Genomic DNA, 13,192 nt, shown 5'->3' on the forward strand with positions numbered 1-13,192 from the left:
AGCAAGGCGAACTACCTAGCGCTCAAGTTCATTTTACGCCTAAGACGCGCAGCCATGGATCTTTATGCACGGCTTGGGGTCAAGCGGGGGGCGAGCGAGGCCGAGATCAAGAAGGCGTATCGCAGCCTCGCCAAGCAGCTTCACCCCGACGCCAACAAGGACAACCCGAAGGCCGCCGAGCGCTTCAGCCAGGTGACGGCGGCCTATGACCTCCTGTCTGACAAGGACAAGCGCGCCCGCTACGATCGCGGCGAGATCGACGAGGAGGGCAATCCCAAGATGCCGTTCGGCGGCGGCTTCGGCGGTGGCCGGGCGACCGGTGGGCGCGGCGCGGCGGACGGCTTCCCCGGCGGGTTCCCGGGAGCTGAAGCCGAGAACGTCGACCTGTCCGACCTGTTCGAAGGCATCTTCGGCCGCTCCGGCGGGCCCGGCACTCGCCAGGGCAATGGCGGCTTTGGCGGTTTTGGCCGCCGCGCCCCACCGCAGAAGGGTGCCGACGTCGCCTACCGCCTGACCGTCCCGTTCACGGACGCCGCCACCCTGACGCCGCAACGTATCACCCTGCGCGACGGCAAGGCGATCGACCTCAAGCTCCCCGCTGGCCTGGAGGACGGAACCAAGATCCGCCTCGCCGGGCGCGGCGAAGAGGGGCCGGGCGGCCGCGGCGACGCGATCATCACCCTGACGCTCGAGCCGCATCGGTCTTTCACCCGCGACGGCGACGCCATCCGCCTGACCCTGCCCGTCACTCTCAAGGAGGCGGTGCTGGGCGCCAAGGTGAAGGTGCCGACGCCCGACGGCCCCGTTATGCTGACCGTCCCCAAGGGCTCCACCTCCGGCAAGGTGCTGCGCATCAAGGGCCGCGGCTTCCCGGGCAAGAAGGGCGAGCGCGGCGACCAGCTCGTGACCTTGAGCGTCGACCTGCCGTCCGGCGATGCCGCGCTGGAGCGTTTCGTCGCCGACTGGACGGGCGGCGGCAATCCGCGCGCCCACCTCGGCGTCTGACGCCGGCGGGTGCGCGACCTTTCCCCTGAATCGCCGGAAGCCCGGCGCAAGCGCCTGGCCGAACTCAAGGCTCGTTTCGGCGAGCGCGTGGTCAACCGGCTTCGCCCCGGCACCCGGCCGTTCGAGATCATCAAGCGAGTCGCCGTCGGCGTCTACAACGATGGGTTTATTCACGCCGGCAACCTCGCCTACCTCTCGCTCCTCGCAATGTTCCCGTTCTTCATCGTCGCCGCGGCCGTGTTCCAGCTGTTCGGCCAGGGTGCCAGCGGGGAGCAGGCGGCGAACGCCGTTCTCGCCCAAATCCCCTCCGACGTCGCTTCCGTACTGCGCGACCCGGTCCACGAAGTGCTGACCGCCCGCACCGGCCCGCTGCTGTGGTTCGGTGCGATCGTCGGCCTATGGACCGCCACAAGTTTCATCGAGACCATTCGCGACATCCTGCGCCGGGCCTATGGCGTTAAGTTCAACGCCCCTTTCTGGGAATATCGGCTGATCTCGATCGGCTTCATCCTCGGCGCCGTGATCCTCCTGATGACCGCGCTTGCCGCATCGGTGGCGATGAGTTCGATCGAGTCCCTCATCTTTCACCTGTTTCCCCACTTCGAGTCCGTCGCCTCGACCATCCGGCTCGCCCGGCTCGTACCGGCGCTTGCCCTTTACGGCACCATCTACGCCATCTTCGTCGTCCTTACCCCGTCGCGCTACCGCCGGGTGGAATGCCGCAAATGGCCGGGCGCCTTGCTGGTGACCTTGTGGTGGCTGGGCACGGCCGCGCTTCTGCCCGAGGCGATCGGCCTCGCCGGTGGCTACGACCTCACTTACGGCAGCCTTGCGGGAGTGATGATCGCGCTGCTGTTCTTCTTCGTGATCGGCCTTGGCGTTGTGATGGGCGCGGAGCTCAATGCGGCACTGGCCGAAAGCGAACCCGTCGCGCTAAAGGGCGAGCATTATTCCGGTCCTCACGCCCATGAACTGGAGGTGGAGGAGCCGGACGCGGGACCCGAGCCACTCGAAGCGCTCAAGAACAAGGGGGAACAGCTGACACCATGACGGGGCTGATGCAGGGCAAGCGCGGGCTGATCATGGGCCTGGCCAACGATCGTTCGCTGGCGTGGGGCATTGCCCAACGCCTGCACGAGCAGGGCGCCGAGATGGCCTTCTCCTACCAGGGTGAGGCGCTGGAACGCCGCGTGCGCCCGCTGGCCGAACAGGTCGGGTCAGACTTCCTGGTCGACTGCGACGTTGGCGACATGGCCGCGCTCGACCGCACCTTCGCCCAGATCGAAGAACGCTGGGGCACCATCGACTTCCTGGTCCATGCCATCGGCTTTTCCGACAAAAACGAGCTGCGCGGCCGGTTCGTCGATACCAGCCTCGACAACTTCCTGCTGACCATGAACATCTCGGTTTACAGCTTCGTCGCCGTCGCCCAGCGCGCCGCCAGGCTGATGCCGAACGGCGGCAGCTTGCTGACCTTGACCTATTATGGCGCGGAGAAGGTCATCCCGCACTACAATGTCATGGGCGTCGCGAAGGCCGGGCTGGAGACCGCGACCAAATATCTCGCCGCCGACCTCGGCCGCGACAACATCCGCGTCAACGCCATCTCCGCCGGCCCAATCAAGACCCTCGCCGCCAGCGGCATCGGCGACTTCCGCTACATTCTGAAGTGGAACGAGTATAATTCGCCGCTCAAGCGCAACGTCACCATCGAGGATGTCGGCGGGGCCGGACTGTACCTGCTCTCCGACCTGGCAAGCGGCGTCACGGGCGAGATCCACCACGTCGACGCCGGCTACAATGTGGTCGGCATGAAGGCTGAGGACGCGCCCGATATCGCCACGGTGTAGCCGTCCAGCACGGCCGAGCCAAAATCATTAACGGCCGTTAAGATTTGCTTGTGGCCCCCAGGGCCCAGGAGTAGCCTCGCCGAGTCAAAGCAGCGTTCTTCCCGCCTGTGGGCCAAGCTTGGGGCATCAGCGATGACCAGTTCTCCTGTTCTTACCGCGGCTGTCGCGCTTGCCACCTTGCTCCTGCCAGCGGTCGCAACGGCCGCCCCGCCGCGGCAGCGCGTCGACACGATCGTTCAAGGACGGCGCTCGTCCACGCTGCTCAGAAGTCAGGTCGGCTATGCCGACCTAGACCTCACCCGCAAGAAAGGTGAAAAACAGCTGATCCACCGGGTCAGCAACGCCATCAGCCGGGCCTGCCCGTCCGACAGCGTCATTGAAAAGCACCAGTGCCGCAACGAGGCGTGGATCAAGGTCCGGCCGCAGATCAAGCAGGCCCTCTACAATGCGCGCAACATGGACGGCTTCGTCGAGACGGTCAGCATGGTGATCGTCGTGCCGGCTGGCGAGACAGCGGCGCTCGCGGCTCAGCGCCGCTGAGCCGCGTCAGGACGCGAACGGGTCGCGCACCAGGATCGTGTCGTCGCGCTCCGGCGAGGTCGAGACCAGCGCCACCGGGCAGTGGATCAGCTCTTCCACCCGCCGGATATACTTGATCGCCTGGGCGGGTAGCTCCGCCCAGCTGCGCGCACCGGCCGTGCTCTCGCTCCATCCCGCGATCTCCTCGTAGATCGGTTCGACGCGCGCCTGGTCGGCGGCGTGCGGGGGCAGGTAGGCGAAGTCGCGCCCGTCAATCCGGTAGCCCGTGCAGATGCGGATCGTGTCCAGGCCATCCAGCACGTCCAGCTTGGTCAGCGCCACGCCGGTGATCCCGCTCACCGCCACCGCCTGCCGCACCAGCACGCTGTCGAACCAGCCGCAGCGGCGGCGACGCCCCGTGACCGTCCCGAACTCGCGCCCGCGCTCGCCGATCCGCTCGCCGACCTCGTCGAACAGCTCGGTGGGAAAGGGGCCCGCGCCGACCCGCGTGGTGTAGGCCTTGACGATTCCCAGCACGAACCCGGCCGCGCCCGGCCCCGTGCCGCTGCCGCTGCCGGTCGTCCCTGCCACCGTGTTGGACGAGGTGACGAACGGGTAGGTGCCATGATCGACGTCCAGCAGCACGCCTTGCGCACCCTCGAACAGGATGCGCCGCCCGCGCGATCGCGCCTCTTCGAGGTCAAGCCACACGGCCCTGGCGAACGGCAGCACGAATTCCGCGATCTCCGCCAGCTGCGCCTTGAGCGCGGCGCGATCAACCGCTGGCTGGCCAAAGCCGGCCCGCAGCGCATCATGGTGCGCGCACAGCCGGTCCAGCAACGGGTCGAGCTCGTTCAGGTGCGCCAGGTCGCACACCCGGATCGCGCGCCGGCCGACCTTGTCCTCATAGGCCGGACCGATCCCGCGCCGGGTGGTTCCGATCTTCGACGCCCCGCTGGCATCCTCGCGCAGTGCATCCAGGTCGCGATGGATCGGCAGAATCAGCGGGCAGGTCTCCGCCACCCGCAGCACCTCGGGCGTCACCGCCACGCCCTGCGCGCGGATCCGCTCCACCTCGTCCTTCAGCGCCCACGGATCCAGCACCACGCCGTTGCCGATGATCGACGGCGTGCCCCGCACGATCCCGCTCGGCAGCAGCGACAGCTTGTAGGTCTCGCCGCCCACCACCAGCGTGTGCCCGGCATTGTGCCCGCCCTGAAAGCGGACCACCACGTCCGCCCGGCTGGCGAGCCAGTCGACAATCTTGCCCTTGCCCTCGTCGCCCCATTGCCCGCCGATGACGGTGACGTTGCCCATCCGAAACGATCCTGCCAGTCAGCTGAACGCCGCGATCAATCGCGGTTCAGCGGCGCTCCTATTGGTTCGCTCCATTGCCGTCCAGTTGAGGGAGATGGGAATGGCGATTTCTCGTGCGAAAGTCGGCGCCGGCCTGCTGGTCGCCAGCGCGCTCGTCGCAGGCCATCAGGTGCTCGCGCAGCAACTGCCACGGCAGTGCCGCACCCCGGCTTTGGCGCGATGCCTGCTCTCGGCTGACCGTGACAGCTGCGCCGCCTTAGTGCTGCAGAACATGCTCCACGACTGCAAGGGCTATCAGTGACCAGGTGGTGAACCGCGCGGGAGCGCTGCCGGCCGGGTGGCGCTGGGAATGCCTAGCGCCAGTCCCCTTCAGCTCGCTTGAAGCGATTCAGCTCAGTAAGCCGCACTTCTTCGGCTGTTCTCCTGGGTCTAGTCCATCACACAACTGGAGGCCGTAGCTTCGGGCTCGTACAATGTGTGCGGTTCAAGGGAGGCTGCCATGCCTGAGCTGCCATCTGCCGCGTGGAGTCACGTTCCGGACGTGGTACGCGATAGCGTAACTCCGTTGACGTTCACCGTCCTCTACTATGGCATCGGCGCCGAAGATGTCGGTTTCTTCGGCGAGGTCAGCGAGAAGACGTGGATCGAGCGAACGGCGGGCGCCACCTACACCTACAAGGAGCTCGTGGAGAACCCCAACAGGGTCGTGCTGTACGACGAAGTCCGCGACCGTACGGTGACAATCAACTGGTCCAATTACCACTTCACGATCAGCGATGATGGAGTCCAAACCTCCTACATCGTGACCGACTCCGAAGACTCGCTCAGGCCCTTCGTCCCACCGGACTCCTGGTTTTGAACGCTGAGGCAATCGCCTGAGGGTGCGGGAACGCTTGTCAGAAGCGTAGCGGCACGACCTCGCGCACACCCTCCAGCCCGCACAGCTGCTCCACCACCGCCGCCGGCACCTCGCCGTCGACCGCCACCAGCGCCACCGCTTCGCCGCCGGCATCGCGCCGGCCGAGGTTGAAGGTGGCGATGTTGATGCCCGCTTCACCGAGCGTGGTGCCCAGCTTGCCGATGAAGCCCGGCGCGTCATTGTTGACGATGTACAGCATCGCCCCCGCCAGCTCCGCCTCGACGCCGACGCCGAACATCTCCACCAGCCGCGGGGCCTTGTTGCCGAACAGAGTGCCCGCGACGCCGCGTTCGCCCGCGTCCGTGCCGACCGTCACCCGCACCAACGTGTGGTAGTCGCCCTCGCGGTCGTGCCGCACCTCACGCACGTCCAGCCCGCGTTCCTTGGCCAGCACCGGCGCGTTCACCATGTTCACCGTTTGGCTGTAAGTGCCCATCAGGCCGGCCAGCACCGCGCCGGTGATCGGCTTCGGATTGAGCTCGGCCGCCGCGCCCTCGACCTCGACCGCCACGCTGCGCACCTCCTCGCCCAGCACCTGACCGGCGAGCCGGCCCAGCTTCTCGGCCAGCGCCATGTACGGCTTCAGCCGCGGGGCTTCCTCGGCCGACAGCGACGGCATGTTGATCGCGTTTGTGACGCCGCCGAGCAGGAGAAAGTCGCTCATCTGCTCCGCCACCTGAATGGCGACATTGACCTGTGCTTCGCTGGTCGAGGCGCCAAGGTGCGGCGTCGAAATGAAGCCGGGCGTCCCGAACAGGGGCGAGGCGGTCGCCGGCTCCGTCTCGAACACATCCAGAGCCGCGCCTGCAACCTGGCCGCTGTCCAGCGCCTCCTTGAGCGCTGCCTCGTCGATCAGCCCGCCGCGCGCGCAGTTGATGATTCGGACGCCTGGCTTGGTCCTCGCCAGCGCCTCGCGCGATAGAATGCCCCTGGTCTGGTCGGTCAGCGGCGTATGCAGGGTAATGAAATCGGCGCGGGCCAGCAGCGCGTCCAGCTCGACCTTCTCGACCCCAAGCTCGAGCGCCCGCTCCGGCGTCAGGAACGGGTCAAACGCGACGACCTTCATTTTCAGCCCAAGCGCCCGGCTGGCGACGATGGAGCCGATATTGCCCGCGCCGATCAGGCCCAGCGTCTTGGCGGTCAGCTCGACCCCCATGAAACGATTCTTCTCCCACTTGCCGGCCTGGGTGGAGGCGTCGGCCTCGGGCAATTGGCGCGCCAGCGCGAACATCAGCGCGACTGCATGTTCGGCGGTGGTGATCGAATTGCCGAACGGCGTGTTCATCACCACCACGCCCCGGGCGGTCGCGGCGGCGATGTCGACATTGTCGACCCCGATACCGGCGCGGCCGACCACCTTAAGGCTGGTGGCGGCGTCCAGCACGTCCGCCGTCACCTTGGTCGCGGAGCGGATCGCGAGCCCATGATAGTCGCGGATGATCGCCTTGAGCTCGTCCTTGCCGAGGCCCGGCTTCTCGTCGACCTCGATCCCGCGCTCACGGAAGATAGCGGCGGCCTTGGGGTCCATCTTGTCGGAAATGAGGACTTTGGGGGTCATGATGTGATCCTTGCCGTGCTCCCGCGTCGGCAGGAGCCCAGTTGTTCTTGGAAGAATGAAGGTCTGGGCTCCCGCCTATGCAGGAGCAGTCTCTGCCCAGGCCCAGTCGAGCCACGGCCCGAGCGCCGCTATGTCGGCGGTGTCGACGGTCGCGCCGCACCAGATGCGCAGCCCCGCCGGCGCGTCGCGATAACCGGCGATGTCGAATGCCGCCCCTTCCGCTTCCAGCAGTCCGGCCATGCGCTTGATCCGGTCCTGGTCGGCCCCGTCGAGCGTCAGGCAAACGCTGGTGGTCGAACGGCTCGCCGGGTTTGCGGCGAGGTGTGACAGCCAGTTCCGTTCGCGCACGATCCGATCCAGTGCCGCCGCATTCGCCTCGGTTCGCGCGATCATGCCCGCGTGCCCACCAATGGACTTGGCCCATTCCAGCGTCACGATCGCGTCCTCGACCGCGAGCATGCTCGGCGTGTTGATCGTCTCGCCGGTGAACACGCCTTCGTTGAGCTTGCCCTTGGACGTGAGCCGGAACAGCTTGGGCAGCGGCCAGGCCGGCGTGTAGCTTTCCAGCCGCTCGACCGCGCGCGGGCCCAGGATCAGCACGCCATGCGCCCCTTCGCCGCCCAGCACCTTCTGCCAGCTGAAGGTCGCCACATCGACCTTGTCCCACGGAATCTCATAGGCGAACACCGCGCTGGTCGCGTCGGCGAAGCTCAGGCCTTCACGGTCGGCTGCAATCCATTCGCCGTCCGGCACCCGCACGCCGCTGGTAGTGCCGTTCCAGGTAAACAGCACGTCATGGCTCCAGTCGACCTGGCCGAGGTCCGGCAGCTCGCCGTAATCCGCGCGGATGACCTTCGGGTCGATCTTCAGCTGCTTGACGGCATCGGTCACCCAGCCTTCGCCGAAGCTCTCCCACGCGAGCGCCGTCACCGGCCGTGCGGCGAGCATGGTCCACATCGCCAGCTCGTACGCGCCCGTGTCGGAGCCGGGCACGATGCCGATGCGATGCGTGTCCGGCAGCTGCAGCAGCTCGCGCATCAGGTCGATGCAATATCGCAGCCGCGCCTTGCCGAGCTTGGACCGATGCGATCGGCCAAGGCTGTCGAGCTTGATCTGGTCGGGGCTCCAGCCCGGCGGCTTGGCGCAGGGTCCGGAAGAGAAATAGGGACGGGCAGGACGCACGTCCGGCTTGGTGTTCGTCACGTTTGAACTCTCCTTACAGAGAGCGCGCGCCGCGTTGGGACGGCGTGGCCCGACGCCGGGTGTAACGGCTCGATGCCGCGGCGCAAGCTGGCTCGTGTCGAATCGAGCAGGCCGGTGAATAACTCGCGCCGGCAGGGAACCTTTTTCCACGTCCTTGCTGCGACTGGGCTCGGTTCGTCGCCCTTCGCCCGCAACTCGTCCCGGAGCGGGCAGCAATAGGTTGAATTGCTTAACCAACGGCGGTCTTTTCTCCCCGTCAGCACGGCCGTTGGGCAAATCGGGCGTGTGGGCAACGGGGCTGGGGAGCTCCTTGTGGTGGACAAAACGAAGCGGGCGCGGCGCCTTGGTGCCGCCTTGCCCGCTCCGGAATGAGGTTTGGGAGCGACTACCCGATGGCTTATGCACTGACCGCGCCGACCGGCCTTCTGCGAAGCCGTGACCTGTTCGTCCATGATGGCGCACGGCTCCGCCGCATCCGCCTGTCGGTTCCGGTTCAGGCTCTCTTCCTGGCGCTCGCTGTCGCCCTTGTCTGCTGGTCCGCGTTCGCCGCCACTCGCCTCCTCTCCGCCGCAACGCCGGCCCCGACCGGCCTGGAAGCGCGCGCCCGCCTCCTCGAACAGCGCCAGGCCCTGATCGAAGCCATGCTGGTCGGCGAGAAGGTCGACCCGGCCTTGCTCGCCGCCGCTGCCCGCACCGCGGCCGCGCAGGCCGGCCCGCTCGCCCGCCTCGAGAGCAATCAGGTCGAGCAGGCGGCGCTGGTCGCCAAGGCGCTGGACGTCCGCTATCAGGTCACCGCCGAGGAGCTGGCGAAGCTCGGCCTCACCCCCGCCAAGGTCGGCGGCGTCGGCGGCCCGCTTGACCCCGCGAGCAGCGCCGACCCGACGTTCAAGGCCCTGTTCAACAGCTGGAAGCGGCTCGACACTCTGCAGGACGGCGTGTTCGCCGTGCCCAGCGACAAGCCGGTCCGCACCGCCGCCTTCACGTCCAGCTACGGCGTGCGCTCCGACCCATTCCAGGGCCGCGCGGCAATGCACGCTGGTATCGACCTCGCCGGCCCGGTGGGCACACCGATCTACGCCACGGCCGATGGCACGGTCAGCACCGCGGGCTGGAACAGCGGCGGCTACGGCAACCTCATCAAGATCGACCATGGCCGCGGCATCGAGACGCGCTTCGGCCACCTGTCGGCCATCATGGTCCGCGAAGGTCAGCGCGTGCACCGCGGCGACCTCATCGCCAAGATGGGCTCGACCGGTCGCTCCACGGGCAGCCACCTGCACTATGAAGTGCGGATCGACGGTCGGGCCGTGAACCCGATCCCGTTCATGAAGTCGACCGACTACATCCTCGCCCTGCGCGGCCATCAGGCCGGCTCGTCGATGGACCAGGTCGCACTCGGCGGTCCGGCCCTGCGCGCCGCCAAGTAAGCTTGGCGAAGGGGCCCTTGGCTCCTATCTCGCCTCCGTGACACAGCTTACCCTTACTCCGTCCGCCGCCCGCCGCGTGGCCTGGATCGCCGATCGCCAGGGCAAGCCGGCCGTGCTCCGCCTGGCCGTGGATGGCGGCGGCTGTGCTGGTTTCTCCTACAAGTTCGGCTTGGCCGACGGCATCGACGCCGACGATGCGGTTGCGGAAACGGACGGCGTGAAGCTGGTGGTCGACAGCGTCAGCCTCGGCCTGCTCGACGGCAGCCAGGTCGATTTCGTCGAGGACCTCGGCGGCTCGGCCTTCAAGGTCCAGAATCCCAACGCCGCCAGTGGTTGCGGTTGCGGGTCTTCCTTCTCGGTCTGATCTGCGGCTAGGTGGCGGCCCATGAAGATCGCCACCTTCAACATCAACGGTATCCGCGCCCGCCTCCCGCGCCTGCTCGAATGGTTGGAGCGCGAGGCCCCCGATGTCGCCTGCCTGCAGGAGCTCAAGTGCGCCGACGAAGCGCTCCCCATCGCCGACATCGAGGCGGCCGGCTATGGCGCGGTGTGGCATGGGCAGAAGGGCTTCAATGGAGTTGCGGTCCTGACCCGCGGCCGCTCGCCCGACCTGCGCCGCATCGGCCTACCCGGCGACCCCGACGACAGCCACAGCCGCTACATCGAGGTGGAGGTGGGCGACCTCGTGATTGCTTCGCTCTACCTGCCCAACGGCAATCCGATCGGCACTGACAAGTTCAGCTACAAGCTCCGCTGGATGGACCGCCTGCGCGCCCACGCGGCTGAGCTGCTTGGGGACGAACGGCCGGTGGTCCTCGCCGGCGACTACAATGTCGTGGCGGAAGACCGCGATGTCTGGTCAGCCAGCCGGATGGCCGGGGATGCCCTGCTCCAGCCGGAAACGCGCGCGGCCTGGCGCCGGCTGCTCTACCAGGGCTGGACGGACGCGCTGCGCGCGCTGCATCCCACGCAGGACAAGCTCTACACCTTCTGGGACTATACGGCCGGCTGCTGGCAGCGTGACGCCGGCTTTCGCATCGACCACCTGCTGCTCAGTCCGACCGCGGCCGACCGGCTGCAGGCCGCCGGGGTGGACCGCTGGGCCCGCGGCGAGGAGAAAGCGTCCGACCACGCGCCGACCTGGATCGTCCTCGATTGAAGACAAGAAGGTGAAGCCGGCGGCAACCATCGCCGGAAACTCTCCGTTATTGACAGTTGGGCTAGGGTGGCGGCGGACCGATGGACCCCACGAGCATTCTTGAACGCCGGCCGCGCCATGCGGTGCGGCTGACCGCCACCGTTCGCGTGGCCGACGGCGCCTGCCTACGGGCGCCGGTCAGCGACCTGTCGCTTAACGGCTGTTGCCTCGGCATCGAACTGCCTATCGGCGAGGGGTTGGAACTGGAACTGCCCGAACTCGAGAAATTGCGCGGGCAGGTTCGCTGGTCGGTGAACGGGCGCAGCGGAATCCGCTTCGCCGCCGCCTAGCGTATAGCCTTGCTCCGCAGCAGCCGCGGCGCCAAGGTCAGCGCGGCCAGCAGTGGCCAGCGCCGCTGCCACGGCCGCAGCTGGATGTCCGTTCCCGCGTGCCGATTGATCTTCCAGGCGATGTAATCCGCGCCCCCGGCGAAGGTCGCGCTGGCCTTGGCCAAGCGCAGCACGGACAGGGCCTTGCCCTCGATCTTGCGCCGCCGCCAGCTCGAATGGCGCCGCCGTCCTTCCGCCCGCGCGGCAGCCAGGGCCGGCCCGGTGAAGCGGCGGTAGCGGTCGGGATCGGCGTCGACGACCGAGCCGCCCTTGTGCTTGCGCTCCGCCCGCAGTTCGGCGCCATAGGTCAGCGCGAAAGCGCCGCGCCACAGGTCCAACTCCGACTGCTCGTTCGGTAGTTCGGCCAGCGCGGCGGACAGCAGGGTAGGGGCGGCCCGTGCCACGGACGCGATCGCCCGGCCTTCCGCCGCCAGGTCGGACGACCACACCAGCCGGGCCGGCTGCGCAAACCGCGCCCACACGGACGGGTTGCGGGTCTCCGGCCCGTTCAGCCGATGAAAGTCGGCCTCGCTAAGCACGGCGTATTTCGCGCGCAGCCCGCCATGCTCGATCAGGAACACGTTAGGCGGGATCAGCCGGTTGGCGGCGGCCATCCACCGCTTGTCGTAGGCCGCGCGGTAATCCGACACGATCAGGTAGAAATCGAGCATAAGCCCGTCGAGCTGCCGCTCGCGCAGGCACGATCCGTAGAACAGCACCGCGCGGCTCGCCGGTCCGTGCTTGGCCGCGACCGCGGCGGCGAGCTCGCGCACCCGCGGATCGACCGGCTCGGTGAGCTCGGCCCTGACCAGATCGCGCAGCTGGCTCAAGCGGCGAGGCGCACGAACGACAGCGGCGTCGCGCGCGTAAGAAAGATTGGGCGGCCAGTACGGGCTTCGAACGTCTCGCCATCCAGGATCACGCTCGACCGCTCGCCTTCGATCGAGATCTCGTCCGCATCCTCGACATGGACGCCGTTGAACTCGGTCCGCTGTCCGGCCCAGCCGGCAAGGACGCGCAAGCCGCGCAGCATGGAAGCGGGCTTCTGCTCAATCGCGATCATCTTCAGCCGCCCGCCAGTGCCCGGGCGTAGCTCGCTGCCGAGCAGCAGCTTCTCCAACGTGGTCACCGCCAGTACGGCGAAGCGACCGCTGATCTTGCCATCCTTCGCAACCGACACCTGCAGCGGCGCCGGCTCGGGCGGCAGGAACTTCGCCTTCCAGCCCAGCAGCCCGCGCAGCAGCACGGCCACGGCGGTGATCGCATGACTAAGACCGTTTGGAAGACCCAGCGGATAGATGCGGTTGCGGCAATAGAGCATGGTGTCGGCCAGCCCCGCGCCGCCCAGAAACATGCCGATCACCGGCCGCTGCTCCTGCGCACCGCACCGCAGCGCGATCAGCTCCCGTGCCACCAGATGCTCTGACAAGTCGCTCCGGGCGATCTCCAGCAGGCGCGACAGCGCCGTCACCGGGTCGCCCTGCGCCCCAAGGTCCAGGGCAATAAGATTGGTCTTGCCGTTGGGCAGCACTGCCACGGGCGGAATATCCGTGCCGAAGTGCCCGCCATTGTGCAGTTCGGTCAGGGCGGCCTGGACCGTACCATCGCCGCCGTTGATCACCAGCAGCCGAGGCCGGATCTGAGCGAGGGTGCGCATCGCCTCGCCGATCTGGCTGGCCTGCTCCACCTCGTAATGAAAGATATCCGGATGCTCGGCGCAAAAGGCACGGATGCGCGGCAGCTTGCTGACGTTACCGGTCGACTTGGGGTTCGACAGCAGCGCGATGCGAACGGGCATGGTCAAGCCTGCCCCCGCCACGGCGCATTGCGTCGTCCGCCAGGGCATTGCCGCCCGGCGTTCCAACTC

Annotated in this window: 15 protein-coding genes; 10 read left to right on the forward strand and 5 right to left on the reverse strand. The window is 67.6% G+C overall.

Annotation, left to right across the window (positions count from 1 at the left end; all coding sequences use genetic code 11):
* The first annotated feature begins 54 nt into the window (after positions 1–54).
* From OMW55_RS10195 to OMW55_RS10210, 4 genes are all read left to right on the forward strand, one after another.
* Entirely contained in the window at positions 55–1,005 is a 951-nt protein-coding gene (locus OMW55_RS10195) for a DnaJ C-terminal domain-containing protein (RefSeq protein ID WP_264882887.1), read from the forward strand.
* Positions 1,006–1,014: 9 nt separating this feature from the next.
* On the forward strand, positions 1,015–2,055 hold the full coding sequence (locus tag OMW55_RS10200; protein ID WP_264882888.1) for a YihY/virulence factor BrkB family protein: 1,041 nt from the start codon (positions 1,015–1,017) through the stop codon (positions 2,053–2,055).
* The gene (gene fabI / locus OMW55_RS10205; protein WP_264882890.1) at positions 2,052–2,855 is read left to right on the forward strand and encodes an enoyl-ACP reductase FabI; all 804 of its coding nucleotides are present in this window, start codon (positions 2,052–2,054) and stop codon (positions 2,853–2,855) included. Before OMW55_RS10200 ends, fabI begins: the two co-directional genes overlap by 4 nt.
* Positions 2,856–2,987: 132 nt before the next feature.
* The gene (locus OMW55_RS10210) at positions 2,988–3,395 is read left to right on the forward strand and encodes a UrcA family protein (protein ID WP_264882891.1); all 408 of its coding nucleotides are present in this window, start codon (positions 2,988–2,990) and stop codon (positions 3,393–3,395) included.
* Between the two features lie 6 nt (positions 3,396–3,401).
* On the opposite strand, the gene OMW55_RS10215 is transcribed toward OMW55_RS10210, so the two are convergent.
* The gene (locus tag OMW55_RS10215) at positions 3,402–4,691 is read right to left on the reverse strand and encodes an adenylosuccinate synthase (RefSeq protein WP_264882893.1); all 1,290 of its coding nucleotides are present in this window, start codon (positions 4,689–4,691) and stop codon (positions 3,402–3,404) included.
* Here OMW55_RS10215 and OMW55_RS10220 point away from each other — a divergent pair.
* On the forward strand, positions 4,672–4,992 hold the full coding sequence (locus OMW55_RS10220) for a hypothetical protein (RefSeq protein WP_264882895.1): 321 nt from the start codon (positions 4,672–4,674) through the stop codon (positions 4,990–4,992). The two genes, OMW55_RS10215 and OMW55_RS10220, sit on opposite strands and share 20 nt — an antisense overlap.
* Before the next feature lie 198 nt (positions 4,993–5,190).
* Positions 5,191–5,550 (forward strand): hypothetical protein, encoded by a 360-nt coding sequence (locus OMW55_RS10225; RefSeq protein ID WP_264882897.1) that lies wholly within the window; start codon positions 5,191–5,193, stop codon positions 5,548–5,550.
* 37 nt (positions 5,551–5,587) lie between these two features.
* Here the strand turns inward: OMW55_RS10225 and serA are convergent, their stop codons facing one another.
* Both serA and OMW55_RS10235 read right to left on the reverse strand, forming a co-directional pair.
* On the reverse strand, positions 5,588–7,168 hold the full coding sequence (gene serA / locus OMW55_RS10230; RefSeq protein WP_264882899.1) for a phosphoglycerate dehydrogenase: 1,581 nt from the start codon (positions 7,166–7,168) through the stop codon (positions 5,588–5,590).
* A 75-nt stretch (positions 7,169–7,243) separates the two neighbouring features.
* Positions 7,244–8,371 carry a phosphoserine transaminase gene (locus tag OMW55_RS10235; RefSeq protein WP_264882901.1) on the reverse strand — a complete coding sequence of 376 codons (1,128 nt, stop codon included), beginning with the start codon at positions 8,369–8,371 and terminating at the stop codon, positions 7,244–7,246.
* 392 nt (positions 8,372–8,763) lie between these two features.
* Between OMW55_RS10235 and OMW55_RS10240 the strand changes: the two genes are divergently transcribed.
* The 4 genes from OMW55_RS10240 (at position 8,764) to OMW55_RS10255 (ending at position 11,286) form a co-directional block, all read left to right on the forward strand.
* Positions 8,764–9,798 carry a M23 family metallopeptidase gene (locus OMW55_RS10240; protein ID WP_264882902.1) on the forward strand — a complete coding sequence of 345 codons (1,035 nt, stop codon included), beginning with the start codon at positions 8,764–8,766 and terminating at the stop codon, positions 9,796–9,798.
* Between the two features lie 37 nt (positions 9,799–9,835).
* Positions 9,836–10,162, forward strand: coding sequence for an iron-sulfur cluster insertion protein ErpA (gene erpA / locus OMW55_RS10245; RefSeq protein ID WP_264882904.1), 327 nt, complete (start codon positions 9,836–9,838; stop codon positions 10,160–10,162).
* 21 nt (positions 10,163–10,183) lie between these two features.
* On the forward strand, positions 10,184–10,957 hold the full coding sequence (locus OMW55_RS10250; RefSeq protein WP_264882906.1) for an exodeoxyribonuclease III: 774 nt from the start codon (positions 10,184–10,186) through the stop codon (positions 10,955–10,957).
* An 80-nt stretch (positions 10,958–11,037) separates the two neighbouring features.
* Entirely contained in the window at positions 11,038–11,286 is a 249-nt protein-coding gene (locus OMW55_RS10255) for a PilZ domain-containing protein (protein WP_264882908.1), read from the forward strand.
* On the opposite strand, the gene OMW55_RS10260 is transcribed toward OMW55_RS10255, so the two are convergent.
* Both OMW55_RS10260 and OMW55_RS10265 read right to left on the reverse strand, forming a co-directional pair.
* Positions 11,283–12,155: a hypothetical protein gene (locus OMW55_RS10260; RefSeq protein WP_264882909.1), complete on the reverse strand. Its 873-nt coding sequence runs from the start codon at positions 12,153–12,155 to the stop codon at positions 11,283–11,285. The two genes, OMW55_RS10255 and OMW55_RS10260, sit on opposite strands and share 4 nt — an antisense overlap.
* Complete coding sequence (locus OMW55_RS10265) at positions 12,152–13,123, reverse strand: diacylglycerol/lipid kinase family protein (RefSeq protein WP_264882910.1); 972 nt, start codon at positions 13,121–13,123, stop codon at positions 12,152–12,154. Before OMW55_RS10265 ends, OMW55_RS10260 begins: the two co-directional genes overlap by 4 nt.
* Positions 13,124–13,192 lie beyond the last annotated feature (69 nt).

It is taken from the genome of Sphingomonas arvum, from assembly GCF_026013565.1.
Taxonomy (GTDB): domain Bacteria; phylum Pseudomonadota; class Alphaproteobacteria; order Sphingomonadales; family Sphingomonadaceae; genus Sphingomicrobium; species Sphingomicrobium arvum.

What these genes read in the sequence shown, in the direction of transcription:
- OMW55_RS10240 (WP_264882902.1), top strand. Translation starts at nt 8,764, where the DNA reads ATGGCTTATGCACTGACCGCGCCGACCGGCCTTCTGCGAAGCCGTGAC.
- OMW55_RS10250 (WP_264882906.1), top strand. Translation starts at nt 10,184, where the DNA reads ATGAAGATCGCCACCTTCAACATCAACGGTATCCGCGCCCGCCTCCCG.
- OMW55_RS10210 (WP_264882891.1), top strand. Translation starts at nt 2,988, where the DNA reads ATGACCAGTTCTCCTGTTCTTACCGCGGCTGTCGCGCTTGCCACCTTG.
- OMW55_RS10215 (WP_264882893.1), bottom strand. Translation starts at nt 4,691, where the DNA reads ATGGGCAACGTCACCGTCATCGGCGGGCAATGGGGCGACGAGGGCAAG.
- fabI (WP_264882890.1), top strand. Translation starts at nt 2,052, where the DNA reads ATGACGGGGCTGATGCAGGGCAAGCGCGGGCTGATCATGGGCCTGGCC.
- OMW55_RS10225 (WP_264882897.1), top strand. Translation starts at nt 5,191, where the DNA reads ATGCCTGAGCTGCCATCTGCCGCGTGGAGTCACGTTCCGGACGTGGTA.
- serA (WP_264882899.1), bottom strand. Translation starts at nt 7,168, where the DNA reads ATGACCCCCAAAGTCCTCATTTCCGACAAGATGGACCCCAAGGCCGCC.
- OMW55_RS10255 (WP_264882908.1), top strand. Translation starts at nt 11,038, where the DNA reads ATGGACCCCACGAGCATTCTTGAACGCCGGCCGCGCCATGCGGTGCGG.
- OMW55_RS10265 (WP_264882910.1), bottom strand. Translation starts at nt 13,123, where the DNA reads ATGCCCGTTCGCATCGCGCTGCTGTCGAACCCCAAGTCGACCGGTAAC.
- OMW55_RS10195 (WP_264882887.1), top strand. Translation starts at nt 55, where the DNA reads ATGGATCTTTATGCACGGCTTGGGGTCAAGCGGGGGGCGAGCGAGGCC.
- OMW55_RS10220 (WP_264882895.1), top strand. Translation starts at nt 4,672, where the DNA reads ATGACGGTGACGTTGCCCATCCGAAACGATCCTGCCAGTCAGCTGAAC.